Source organism: Ramlibacter sp. PS4R-6, assembly GCF_037572775.1.
GTDB lineage: Bacteria > Pseudomonadota > Gammaproteobacteria > Burkholderiales > Burkholderiaceae_C > Ramlibacter.
In genome coordinates this window covers 849,349-862,276 of sequence record NZ_JBBHKA010000001.1, presented here as the reverse complement: position 1 = coordinate 862,276, position 12,928 = coordinate 849,349, and the positions used below count along the sequence as shown (strand labels likewise).

The 12,928-nt window shown below is 69.7% G+C and carries 7 protein-coding genes; 3 read left to right on the top strand and 4 right to left on the bottom strand.

What is annotated here, in order from left to right; all coding sequences use genetic code 11:
• The first annotated feature begins 35 nt into the window (after positions 1-35).
• Both WG903_RS04220 and WG903_RS04215 read left to right on the top strand, forming a co-directional pair.
• Positions 36-2,939 carry a DNA topoisomerase III gene (locus WG903_RS04220; RefSeq protein WP_340072973.1) on the top strand — a complete coding sequence of 968 codons (2,904 nt, stop codon included), beginning with the start codon at positions 36-38 and terminating at the stop codon, positions 2,937-2,939.
• A gap of 1 nt (position 2,940) precedes the next feature.
• Positions 2,941-3,309 (top strand): nuclear transport factor 2 family protein, encoded by a 369-nt coding sequence (locus WG903_RS04215; RefSeq protein WP_340072972.1) that lies wholly within the window; start codon positions 2,941-2,943, stop codon positions 3,307-3,309.
• Between the two features lies 1 nt (position 3,310).
• Here WG903_RS04215 and WG903_RS04210 read toward each other — a convergent pair whose 3' ends face one another.
• The gene (locus WG903_RS04210; protein ID WP_340072971.1) at positions 3,311-5,212 is read right to left on the bottom strand and encodes a DUF4214 domain-containing protein; all 1,902 of its coding nucleotides are present in this window, start codon (positions 5,210-5,212) and stop codon (positions 3,311-3,313) included.
• Between the two features lie 172 nt (positions 5,213-5,384).
• Between WG903_RS04210 and WG903_RS04205 the strand changes: the two genes are divergently transcribed.
• The gene (locus WG903_RS04205; RefSeq protein WP_340072970.1) at positions 5,385-5,948 is read left to right on the top strand and encodes a YbhB/YbcL family Raf kinase inhibitor-like protein; all 564 of its coding nucleotides are present in this window, start codon (positions 5,385-5,387) and stop codon (positions 5,946-5,948) included.
• Positions 5,949-5,960: 12 nt separating this feature from the next.
• On the opposite strand, the gene WG903_RS04200 is transcribed toward WG903_RS04205, so the two are convergent.
• The 3 genes from WG903_RS04200 to WG903_RS04190 all read right to left on the bottom strand — a co-directional run bounded on the left by WG903_RS04200 (position 5,961) and on the right by WG903_RS04190 (position 12,910).
• Positions 5,961-8,339 (bottom strand): TonB-dependent receptor, encoded by a 2,379-nt coding sequence (locus WG903_RS04200; protein WP_340072969.1) that lies wholly within the window; start codon positions 8,337-8,339, stop codon positions 5,961-5,963.
• A 164-nt stretch (positions 8,340-8,503) separates the two neighbouring features.
• Positions 8,504-11,794: a response regulator gene (locus WG903_RS04195; RefSeq protein ID WP_340072968.1), complete on the bottom strand. Its 3,291-nt coding sequence runs from the start codon at positions 11,792-11,794 to the stop codon at positions 8,504-8,506.
• Positions 11,795-12,910, bottom strand: coding sequence for a response regulator (locus WG903_RS04190; RefSeq protein WP_340072967.1), 1,116 nt, complete (start codon positions 12,908-12,910; stop codon positions 11,795-11,797).
• Between the last annotated feature and the right edge of the window lie 18 nt (positions 12,911-12,928).

The window sequence follows — 12,928 nt, the reverse complement described above, 5'->3', positions numbered from 1 at the left end:
TGCGCGTACGCGCGCGTGAGAGAGAACCGCATTGTATGAGCCAAAAGACACTGATCATTGCCGAGAAGCCTTCCGTCGCGAACGACCTGGTCCGGGCGCTCACGCCGGTGGCCGGCAAATTCGACAAGCACGACGAGTATTTCGAGAACGAGAAGTACATCGTCACGAGTGCCGTCGGCCACCTGGTGGAGATCCAGGCGCCCGAGCAGTACGACGTCAAGCGCGGCAAGTGGAGCTTCGCCCACCTGCCCGTGATCCCGCCGCACTTCGACCTGAAACCGGTGGACAAGACCAAGACGCGCCTGAACGCGGTGGTCAAGCTCGCCAAGCGCAAGGACGTGGCCGAGCTCATCAATGCCTGCGACGCGGGCCGCGAGGGTGAACTCATCTTCCGCCTGATCGAGCAGTACGCCGGCGGCGGCAAGGCGCTGGGCAAGCCGGTCAAGCGCCTGTGGCTGCAGTCCATGACGCCGCAGGCCATCCGCGACGGCTTCGATGCGCTGCGCAGCGACAAGCAGATGGCGGGCTTGGCCAGCGCCGCGCGCTCGCGCTCCGAGGCCGACTGGCTGGTCGGCATCAACGGCACGCGGGCCATGACGGCCTTCAATTCGCGCGACGGCGGCTTCTTCCTGACCACCGTGGGACGCGTGCAGACGCCCACGCTGGCGGTGGTGGTCGAGCGCGAGGAGCAGATCCGCAAGTTCGTCAGCCGCGACTACTGGGAGGTGCACGCCACCTTCCTGGCCGAGGCCGGCGAGTACACGGCCAAGTGGTTCGACCCCAAGTGGAAGAAGAACCCCGACGACGCGGAAATGCGAGCCGACCGGGTGTGGACCGAGAAGGAGGCGCACGCCATCGCCGCGGCCGTGCGCGGCAAGTCGGCGTCCGTCACCGAGGAGGCCAAGCCGACCACGCAGGCTTCGCCGGGCCTGTTCGACCTGACCACACTGCAGCGCGAGGCCAACGGCCGCTTCGGCTACTCGGCCAAGACCACGCTGGCGCTGGCCCAGTCGCTCTACGAACGCCACAAGGCGCTCACCTACCCGCGGACCGATTCCCGCCACCTGCCCGAGGACTACCTGCCGGTGGTCAAGGACACGATGGGCATGCTGGCCAAGAGCGGCATGAAGCACCTGGCGCCTTTTGCGAAGCAGGCAATGCAGGACGGCTACGTCAAGCCGAACAAGCGCATCTTCGACAACGCCAAGGTGTCGGACCACTTCGCCATCATCCCGACGCTGGAAGCGCCGCACGGCCTGTCGGACGCCGAGCAGCGCCTGTACGACCTGGTGGTCAAGCGCTTCCTGTCGGTGTTCTTCCCCAGCGCCGAGTACCTGGTGACCACGCGCATCTCCCAGGCGGTCGGCCACAGCTTCCGCACCGAGGGCCGCGTGCTGGTCAAGCCGGGCTGGCTCGCGATCTGGGGCAAGGAGGCCGAAAGCGCCGACACGCCGGCCGAGGACAGCAAGATGCTGGTGGCGGTGAAGCCCGGCGAGATGGTGCGCACCGAGCGCATCGAGCCCAAGGGCCTGAAGACGCGGCCGCCCGCACGCTATTCGGAGGCGACGCTGCTCTCCGCGATGGAAGGCGCGGGCAAGACCATCGAGGACGACGACCTGCGCGAGGCCATGCACGAGAAGGGCCTGGGCACGCCGGCCACGCGCGCGGCCATCATCGAAGGCCTGATCAACGAGAAGTACATGTTCCGCGACGGGCGCGAACTGATCCCCACCGCGAAGGCCTTCCAGCTGATGACGCTGCTGCGCGGGCTGGGCGTGGAGGAACTGTCCAAGCCCGAGCTGACCGGCGAGTGGGAATACAAGCTCGCCCAGATGGAGCACGGCAAGCTCTCGCGCGACGCCTTCATGCGCGAGATCGCCGAGATGACGAAGCACATCGTCGAGAAGGCCAAGACGTACGACCGCGACAGCGTGCCGGGCGACTACGCGACGCTGCACACGCCTTGCCCGAATTGCGGCGGCGTGGTGCAGGAGAACTACCGCCGCTACACCTGCATCGGCAAGCCCAAGGCGCAGCCCTGCGGTTTCTCGTTCACCAAGATCCCGGCGGGCCGCGCGTTCGAGCTCGCCGAAGTCGAGAAATTCCTGCAGGACAAGCGCATCGGCCCGCTGGAAGGCTTCCGCTCCAAGGCGGGCTGGCCTTTCACCGCCGAACTCACGCTGAAGTTCGACGAGGAAGAGAAGAACTGGAAGCTGGAGTTCGATTTCGGCAAGGAGGACGACCCGGCCGAAACCGGCGAGGTGGTCGACTTCAGCGCGCAGGAGCCGCTGGGCCCGTGCCCGAAGTGCGGCGCGCGCGTGTTCGAGTGGGGCAGCAACTACGTGTGCGAACGCTCCGTGCCGACCGCCGGGCACCTCACGCCCAGCTGCGACTTCCGCACCGGCAAGATCATCCTGCAGCAGCCGGTGTCGCGCGAGGAAGTGACGAAGCTGCTGACGACGGGCAAGACCAGCCTGCTCGACAAGTTCGTGTCGATGCGCACGCGGCGCGCGTTCAAGGCTTTCCTGGCGTGGGACAAGGAGGCGGGCAAGGTGAACTTCGAGTTCGAGCCGCGCACCTCGAAGTTCCCGCCGAGGAAGACTGCCGCGAAGTTCGCGGCGAAGGCGGCGCCGGCGGCGAAGAAGGCGCCCGCCGCCAAGAAGGCTCCGGCCGCGAAGAAGGCTGCGGCAAAGAAGGCCCCGCGCAAGACGACGGGCGGGCTCACCCCCAGCGCCGCACTCGCCGCCGTGATCGGGCCGGAACCGGTGGCGCGCACCGAGGCGACCAAGAAGCTGTGGGACTACATCAAGGCCCACAACCTGCAGGACGCCAAGGACAAGCGCTCGATCAACGCCGACGAGAAGCTCAAGCCCGTCTTCGGCAAGGCGCAGGTGACGATGTTCGAGATCGCCAAGGTGCTGAGCAACCACCTGAGCTGACATGCCCACGCCCGCCACGCTCGAAGCCTTCATCGCCCGCGTCGAATCGAACGCGCACGTCGAGGCGATCCGCGACTTCTACACCGAGGACGCGACGATGCGCGAGAACTTCGAGGCGCCGCGCGTGGGCCGCGAGGCGCTGATGGCGCACGAGGCGAAGGCGCTGGCGCGCACCGCCTCGGTCACTTCTCAGTGCGTACGTCCCGTTTTCCTCAATGGCGACCACGTCGTGATCCGCTGGATCTTCGAGTTCACCTCCAAGGAAGGCACGAAGGCGCGCATCGAGGAGCTGGCGTACCAGCGCTGGCGCGGCGAGAAGGTGTGCGAGGAGCAGTTCTTCTACGACCCGAAGCAGTTCGCCTTCCGCTGACTCAGTTCTTCGCGCTGAACATGCGCACCTTGCCCTCGGCCAGGTCCACCGTGTAGACCACGCGGGCCAGGTTGTTCGGCGAGCACCACACGCCCGCGCCCGCCACCTGCGACTGCACGATCGCCAGCTCCTGTTGCTGCTGCGTCGTCAGCGTGCCCGACGACAGCCAGCTGCGCGTGTAGCCGTCGCTGATGCGCCGGGCCATGCCGTCGGCGGTGATCACGTCGCCGCCGTTCAGGCAGAAGCGGCCCGGGGCGGGGAAGAGCTCGGCCAGCGTCGCGGCGATGCCCGTGAGCTGCGCGAACTCGGACACCGCGCCCGCCGCCGTGCGCTTGTACACCTTGGCGCCGTAGCCGATGTACAGCACGTTGTCGTGCCAGAACATGTCGGAAATCGCGCTGTCGCCCGGCAGTGTCGCGGTCGACTGCAGCCCGCTCGCCGAGAACACGCGCAGCTTGTTGCCGAGGCCGACGAAGACGGTGCCGTCCGTGGGGTGGGCGACGAGGATCGCGCTGGACAGGTTCGCGACCTGGTCCGAGCCCGCCGCGGCGGTGCCGAAGTAGTCGGACGTCTTGCGCACGCTCGTGTAGGCGCCGTCGTCCTGGTACAGGGACTGCAGGTCGCTGTTGAAGCCGGCGACCACCCACGGCCGCGGCGCGATCACGCCGGACGTGCCGCCGGCCGCCACGAGGCTGATCGACATGTTGTCCTCGACGTCGAAGCCGGGCGTCGAGCCGGTGTTGGCGGTGTACAGGCCCCAGCGTGACTCGACGCCGCGCCGGTTCCAGTAGAAGCTCACCTGGCGGTCGGCCTCGGTGTAGACGTTCAGCGGCGCGTAGCTGTAGATGCCGTCCGCGAAGGGCACGCTCGTCCAGTCGTTGAAGATCGGGTTGCCGTGCAGCTTGAGGATGTGGGCGGCGTCGCCGTCGAGCGCCTGCATGTAGAGGCCGCGGTTGGTCGCCACGAAGCCCGTGAGTGACGTGCTCGCCATGTCGTAGCCGGGGATCGAAGCCTCGTCGTATGTCGCGACGCCGGCTGAACCACTGCTGCCCGAGCCGGTTCCGACGACCGCCGTCACCAGCTGCATCGCGGCCGACGTCGACGTGGGCGTCACGGCCGCGGCGATCTGCATCGTCTTCGTGATCGACGTGGCCGCGTCCTTGTAGTTCAGGCCGTTGCTGATCGCGAACGATGTCGCCACGGCCAGCTTGTTGTCCAGCAGGTCGGGCACCCAGCCCCAGGTGGCGTTGCCCTTGAAGGTGTGTGCCGAGCCCAGGATGGACGAGACGAGCGTGCCGCGCGTCTCCTTGCCGCTGGCGAGCGCGCCGCTCCAGTAGGCCAGCCCTTCGGCATCGGCGGAGGCGCGGCCCAGCACGTTGCGGTAGACGATGTTGACGAAATCCGAATTGGTCATCGTGGGCGTGTAGCCCGTGATGTCGCTGTACTGGATGGCGGCGGCGTAGAACGCGTCGGCGATCGCGTTGATGGTCTGCCCCGCCTTGCGCTGCTCGATCCAGAAGTTCAGGCCGTCGGCCTCGGGCACGCGGTTGAAGAAGGCCACGTACAGCTCGGTGAGCAGCTGCAGGTCGGCGGGCGCCAACGTGGCCGCCTGCGCCGCGATCTGCAGGTTCACGGTCACGTCCGAGAACGTGAGGAACTGCGAGGCCGTCGCCGCCGTCTGCTGGCCCGTGGCCAGGTCGGTCACGGTGTAGCCGCTCGCGGTTTTCGCGATCGAGTAGGCGCTGCGCGCCTTGGCGAACGCGGGGCCGGCGGTCGCCGCCATCGGCTGGGCGGTGGGCGCCGGCGTGCCGCCGCCCCCGCCGCAAGCGGTGAGCGCCGCGGCAAGGACGAGGGAGGAAGCGAGGGAGGCCGCGACGAGGGGGCGGCGGAAGGCGGACGACATGCTCGGGTCCTGGACTGCTTGAAAAACGGATCGTTAGCATGCCAGCTGATAGTTGCAATCGTCAACCTCCGCCACCCCAGGTGCTTTGCAAAGTGCCTCAGCGGTGAAAAGTCACGGTTGACCGGCGTTGCGGCGCGCCGCATCATGCGCGCTCGCTGACCAGGAGATGCACATGCGGACCACGCTGATGTTCCTTGGGGCCTTCGCCGTCGCGAGCGCCCACGCCGCCGGTTTCAAGCTCGAAAGTCCCGACGTCAAGGCCAACGCCACGATGGACAAGAAGTTCGAGGCCAACGTGTTCGGCTGCAGCGGCGAAAACAAGTCGCCGGCGCTGAAGTGGAGCGGCGCGCCCAAGGACACCAAGAGCTTTGTCGTGACGGTGTACGACCCCGATGCGCCGACCGGCTCGGGCTTCTGGCACTGGTTCGTCTACAACATCCCCGCCACCGTGACCGAGCTGCCGGCCAACGCCGGCGCGCAGGGCGGCGCCAACCTGCCCAAGGGTGCGGCGATGAACCGCATCGACTACGGCTTCGCCGCGTGGGGCGGCGCGTGCCCGCCGCCGGGCGACAAGCCGCACCGCTACGTCTTCACCGTCTACTCCCTCAAGACCGACAAGCTCGACTTGCCGCCCGATGCGACGGCCGCCGTCGCGGGCTTCATGACGAACATGAACAAGATCGCGTCGGCCACCTTCACGGCGAAGTACGGCCGGCCGGCCGACAAGAAGAAGTAGCGGCGGCGCGGCTCAACGCTCGTACGACACGGTCACGCCGATCGTGCGCGGGCGCAGGTACAGCGCCTGGTTCACCGACTGGATCGAGGGCTGCTGGATGATGCGGTGGTTGTTGGTGAGGTTCTTGACGAACAGCGACACCTCCCACTTCTTCCACGACATCCCGGCGCTCGCGTCCGCGGTGAAATACGCCGGCCGCAGGTGGTCCTTCTGCTCGCGCACGAAGGTGCCGTGGCTGGGGCCCGTCCACTGGCCGCTGGCGCGCACGAAGGCCTGCGCGTCGGTCATCGGGTAGAAGCGGTACTCGAAGCCCAGGCGCGCGTTGTAGCGCGGCACGCCCTGCACCCAGTCACCCTTGCGCGCGTTCAGCACGCCGTTGCTGTCGGCGCCCAGCGCCACCACGTCCTCGGCGAAGGTCGCGCGCGTGAGGCCGGCCGATGCGTTCAGCGTCAGGTCGTCGGTGGCGCGCACGCGGCCTTCGGCCTCGATCCCGTAGCTCCTGGCCTTGCCCACGTTGGTCTCGAAATCGAAGCCCGACTGCGGCAGCACCACGTTCTGCTGGATGTTCTTCCAATCGATGTAGAAGGCCGCGAGGTTGAGCGCGACGCGGTTGTCGAACAGGCGCGACTTGCTGCCGACCTCGTAGCTCCACAGGCTGTCGGGCTTGAAGGCGGCGGGGATCGCGTTGGGCAGGCGCAGGTTCGCCAGGTCCTGGCCCACCAGCGGGTTGACGTCGGGGCTGGGGATGGGGCGGTTGGCCGCGCCCAGGCGGAAGCCCTTGGCGATGTTGGCGTAGACCGTGGTTTCCTTCGACAGGTCCCAGTCCACCGCGAAGCGCGGCGTCACCGCGTGCGCGCTCGAATCGATCACGGCGGTGGACGGCCCGCCGGCGTAGTAGAAGTCGCCCTCGCGCGTGAAGTGCTGCGTGGCCGACAGCACGCGCACGCCGGCGATGGCGCGCAGCGAGGGCGAGGCGTGGTACGTGAGCTCGCCGAACACCGAGCTTTGCTTGTCGCGGTAGTGGCGCGCGCTGTAGTAGGAGCTGTCGCCGGTGAACGCGCCGGGGAAGCTGCCGCCCATGTCGTTGGGGTTGTTGATGTCGCGGCCCGCTGCCGTGAAGGCAGCGTTGATGCCGAAGATCGGCTCGTTGTCGAAGACCTGCGTCTTGGTCTGCGCCAGGTACACGCCGGCGATCCACGTGAAGGGGCTGCGCTTGGCGTCGTAGTCCTTGGACGCGACACGCAGCTCCAGCGAGACCTGGTCGATCTTGTTCGAAAGCTGCACCGCCGAGGGCAGCGCATACACCGTGTTGGACAGCGCCGGGTCCGCCACCTGCGACGCGATGTAGGGCACGTTGATCGAGGTGCCGTCCTGGATGCGGTCGAAGCGCCGCTGGTAGCCCGAGAGGATGCCGGTGAAGTCGCCGATGCCGACGTCGCCGTTGACGGTGAGGCTGGGGATGCGCAGCTTGTCGGTGGCGGGCTCGCGCACCGGCTTGCTGGTCTGGAACAGCGCCAGCGCCGGCGGGTCGGCGGTGGAGCCCTGCGGCAGCTGGAAGGCGCCGACGTTCAGGTAGGCCGCGTCGATGTCGGCGCTCTTGTAGCGCTGCGCGAACAGGGCCGGCGTCACCGACCACCCGCGGCCCAGGTCGGTGCGCAGCGCGAGCTTGAGCACGTCCCACTGCGTGCTGTTGATGCCCTTCTCGATCACGCCCAGCGTGTTCGGGTCGACGCGGTCGATCCAGCCGCTGTCGCGCCCGGTCTGCACGCCCACGCGCAGCGCGGTGCTGCCTTGCACCAGCGGGACGTTCAGCACACCCTGCAGCACGTGGTTGGTGCCGCCGTGCGAGGTGGTGGAGAGCTCGCCCAGCACCGAGCCGGTGAACTTCGACGGGTCGGGCTGTTTGCTGACGAAGCGGATGGTGCCGCCCAGCGAACTGGCGCCGTACAGCGTGCCCTGCGGGCCGCGCAGCACCTCGACGCGCTCGAGGTCGAAGAAGCGCGGTTCGGCCGCGCCCTGGCTGTAGATGTTGCGCGTGGTCAGCGACACCTCGTCGAGGTAGATCGACACCGTCGCCGAGCCGGCCTGCGAGCTCACGCCGCGGATCTCCAGCGTCGACAGGCCGGCGCCGGCCTGGCTGGAGTACGACAGGTTGGGCACGGCGCGGCTCAGGTCGCTGACGTCGTTGACGCGGTTTTCCTGCAGCGTCTCGCCCGAGATCACGGAGACCGACAGCGGCACCTGCTGCACGTTCTCCTTGCGCTTTTGCGAGGTGACGATCACCTGCTCGAATTCCGTCACCTGCGGCGCGTTCTGGGCGCGCGCGGCGGGCCAGGCGATGGCGGCGATCAGGCCGGCGAGGACGGTGGGCTGGAAGCGTTGGATGCGCATGGCGTTCCCTCGTGAAGTGGACAGCGACGGGTGGGGTGGTACTGCGACTTCAGGGAACGCCGCACCCGGTTCGTGGCCGGGCGGGCGCGGGCCCCGGGAGCGACTTTACTGTCGAGCTGGTGCGTGCGAGCGGCGCAGTTGCGCCGTCGCCACGGGGGAAAGCGCTACTTCCAGGCCTGCAGGACGCCGCGGGTCTGGTCCCACAGCTCGCCGAGCTTGTCGACGCGCCGCTGCGCGTCCTCGGGCATGGCCTCGCGCGACGCGGCTTCCAGCGCGTCGGCGTGCTGCTGGATGGCCTTGGCGCCGATGTTGCTCGCGCCGCCCTTGAGCGCGTGCGCGGCCTTGGTGAGCGCGTTCGCGTCGGCGGCGGTGATGGCCTGCTGCATCGCGGCCAGGCGCGGCGGCGTGTCGGCGAGGAACAGCGCGATCACTTCCTTGGTGGTCGACAGGTCTGCGTCGTCGAACTCGCGGAATTCCTCCAGGCGGCTGAAGTCCATCAGCGGCGCCTCGCCGCCGCCCGCGGGCGCGGCGGGGGCGGGAGCGGGCGCCTCGCGCGCCCCGTGTGCCTGCGCGACCCAGCGCTCCAGCGCCTGCGCCAGCGCCGACACGTGCAGCGGCTTGGTCAGGTAGTCGTCCATGCCGGCGGCCTCGCAGCGTGCGCGGTCCTCCGCCGACGCCCCGGCGGTCAGCGCGATGATGGGCGGCGACGCGTCGCCCCAGCGCGCATGGATCTGGCGCGTGGCCTCGAGCCCGTCGACCTCGGGCATGTTCACGTCCATCAGCACCGCGCCGAAGCGCCGGCCTTCCTGCGCGGCGCGCTCGACCGCCTCGACCGCTTCGCGCCCGTCCAGCGCCGTGCGCCAGTCGTAGCCCAGTTTCGCCACCATCGCGCAGGCCACCTTCAGGTTCACCGCGTTGTCGTCGGCCACGAGGATGGTGGCGTGCTTCTTCTCGTCGCGCGTGGCGCCCGCGGCCGCGCGCGCGCCCTCCGGCGCGAGGCAGCGCACCAGCGTCTCGAACAGCTGGTTCTGGCGCGCGGGCTTGAGCAGCCGCGCGGCGAACAGGTCCGCGGTGTCGGCCGCCGACGGCATGAAGCCCGAGGTGAGCAGCACCACCGGCACTTCGCGCCAGCCGCCGCGCTGCTTCAGCGCGCGCGCCAGCGTCACGCCGTCCATCTCCGGCATGTGCATGTCGGTGACCACGATGTGCGGCGGCGCATGGCGCGCCGCCCACTCCAGCGCCTCACTGCCTGCCGCGCAGGTGGCCACCTGCAGGCCCCACAGTTCCAGCTGGCGCTTGAGGATGCGCACGTTGGTGGCGTGGTCGTCCACCACCAGCACATTGCGGCCGGCCAGCGCGGCGGCCTGCGCGACGTCGATGCCGGCCGGCAGCTGCGCCGGCTGCGCCGTGAGCGTGAACCAGAAGGTCGAACCGGCACCCGGCGTGCTTTCCACGCCGATCTCGCCACCCATCAGGTCCACCAGGCGCTTGCAGATCGCCAGCCCCAGGCCCGTGCCGCCGTACTTGCGCGTGGTCGACGCATCGACCTGCGTGAAGGCCTCGAACAGCGCGCCGACTCGGTCGGGCGGGATGCCGATGCCGCTGTCGGTGACGCGGAACTCCAGCACGCAGCGGCCGTCGGCTTCGGTGCGCAGCTGGCGCACGTGCACCGCGACCTCGCCCCGGGCCGTGAACTTCACGGCGTTGTTCACCAGGTTGATCAGCACCTGGCGCAGGCGCGTGACGTCGCCGCTGATCGCCTGCGGCACCGCGCCCGGCCCGTGCTCCGGCACGTCGACGATGAGCTCCAGGCCTTTCTCGCGCGCGCGCGGCGCGGCGATGTCGCAGGCTTCCTCCACCGCGGCGCGCACGCCCAGCGGCTCCAGTTCCAGCTCCAGCTTGCCCGACTCGATCTTGGAGAAGTCGAGCACGTCGTTGATCACCGCCAGCAGCTGGTCGCTGGACAGGCGGATGGTCTGCAGGTAGTCGCGCTGCTCGGCGTCAAGCGGCGTCTCGGCCAGCAGCGTGGACATGCCGACCACGCCGTTGAGCGGCGTGCGGATCTCGTGGCTCATGGTCGCGAGGAACGCCGCCTTGGCGCGCGCAGCGGCCAGCGCTTCCTCGCGTGAGGCCGCCAATTCCGCCGTGCGCTGCTCGACGCGCGCTTCCAGCGTCTCGTTGGCCTCCTGCAGCGCGCGTGCGTCGGCCTGCAGCTGGCGACCGCTGTCGTGCAGCACCTGCGCCAGCTGCTGCACCTCGGCGATGCGCGTGCGCGCAGCGGGCGGCGGCACCTCGCCGCGGCCCAGCTGCTCCGCCGCCAGCGTCAGGCCGTGCAGCCGGCCGCCGATGCGGCGCGCGATCCACCAGCCGATGAGCGCCGCAAGCGCGATCAGCACGCCCATCAGGATGACCGAGTTGCGCTGCGCGCGCACGATGTCGCCGGTGAAGTCGGTCTCGGGCGCGGCCACCACCAGCGTCCAGTGCAGGCCCAGTTGCTCGCCGAAGGGCCGCTGCACCATCAGCAGCGCGACGCCGTCGGGTTGCGCCAGGCGCTGCAGGCGCGTGTCGGTGGCCACCGTGTCCTCGCCGCGGCTGGCACGCAAGGCCTTGAGCGCGGCAAAGCTGGCGCGCACCACGGCGTTGAAACTCTCCGCGGGGCTGGCGCGCTGGAAGCTGCCCGCGCTGCCCGTGAACAGCGTGTCGCCGGCGGAGCTCGCCACCAGCAGGCCCTTCTCGTCGACCACGAAGGCCGCGCCGCGCGCGCTGATGCGCTGCGTGCGCAGCACGTCGGCCAGGTGCTGCAGGTACAGGTCGGCGCCGAGCACGCCGGCCACGCCGCCGTCGGCGTCGTACACCGGCTGCGACAGGCTCACCATCAGCTGCTTGCGCTCGGCGGACACCTGCACCGGCGTGAACACGCGGCCCTTGGCGCTGACCGCGCCCGCGTACCAGGGCGTGCTGCGCGGTTCGAAGTTGCGCGCCTCGTTTTCCACCAGCACGCGGTCGCCGGGCACCGCGGCCTTGTAGATCGCGCGGCCGGCGCCGCCGGGCGGCCGGATCGCGACGCGCGCCCCTTCGGGCGTGGCCTGCAGGCCGAAGTACTCGCCGCGCAGGTTGCCCACGTGGAACACCGGCACGTCGGCCGACTGGCGCGTTAGCGCGTACAACATGGCCTCGAAGCGCGCCGGCTCGCGCAGCCACTGGCGCGTGCGCTCCAGCTCGCGGCCGTCCAGGCGCTCGCGCACCACGCCGTCGAGCACATCGTGGACCTGCTGCACGTGGGCCTGCGTGCCGGTCTGCACGTTGGCGGCCACCTGCGTGAGGATCTTGCCGGCGAGGTCGTCCACCGCCTCCGCACTTGCGCGCGCGAGCAGCGCGAGCACCACGAGCGCGGGGATGGCCGCCAGCAGCACCAGGCTGGCCGCGAGCAGGCGGCGCAGGGAGACTTGCTTCATCTACGCGGCCAGGCCCACGATCTCCACGGCGTCGAGCGGCGCGGCGTGGCCCGGCAGCGGCACGAGGGCGCGCGCGCCGGTGCGCACGGCGCCGGTCACGCCGCGCACGGCCTCCACGCTGGCGGCCACGTGCCAGCCCAGCGCGCGCGCCTGCTTCTGCAGCTGCAGCGTCGCGCTGGCCGCATCGCCCACCGGCAGCAGCTGCGATTGCGTGCCGTGCAGCGGGTCCGCCAGCCGCGTGATCGTGACGTCGCCCGCGTGCACGGCGACGCTCGCCTCGAACGCCGGCAGGCCCTGCGCGCCATGCCGCGACTGCAGCACGGCATGCACGCCGCGCGCCGATTCGACCAGGCCGAGCGCGGCACGCATCGCGCGCAAGGTGTGGCTGACGGTGCGCGTGTCCGACTGCGGCTCGAACACCGCGAGCAGGCCCTCGCCGACGAAGCACATCATGCGCGCGCCGAACAGGTGGACGGTGTCGTTGGCATTGCCGTAGAACTTGCGGACCAGCTCGGCGAGTTCAGCCGCCGGCAACTGCGCCGCCAGTTGCGCGTAGCTCGGGATGTCGGCGAACAGCACGGTCGCGCCGGCGATGCGCTCGTCGCCTTCCGCGCCCGCCGTCGGCCAGCGCTCGCTCAGCTCGGCGGCCAGGCGCTCCTCGTACAGCTTCGCCAGTTCGTGCCGCTGTTCGTCCAGCGCGATGGTCACGGCCGTGTCCACCGCCATCGCCTGCAGCGTCGCCTGCACGGCGCGCTTGTTCAGTTGCGCATCGACGGCCTGGCGCAGCTCGGCGGCGCGGAAGGGCTTGGTGATGTAGTCGTCGGCGCCGGTGGTCATGCCGATGCGCATGTGGGCGCGTTCCTGCAGCGAGGTGAGCAGGATCACAGGCACCGCGGCCAGCCGCGGGTCGCGCCGCATCTCGGCCAGCATGTCGAAGCCGTTCAGGCCCGGCATCTGCACGTCGCTGATCACGAGGTCGGGCACCTCGGCGCGCAGCAACGCCAGGCCCTGCACGCCGTCCTCGGCGGCCAGCACCTGGTGGCCGTCCTTCTTCAGCACCGACGCGATCAACACCCGCGTGCCGGCATCGTCTTCCATCACGACGACATGCGCCATGGTTGCTTGTTCCCTTTC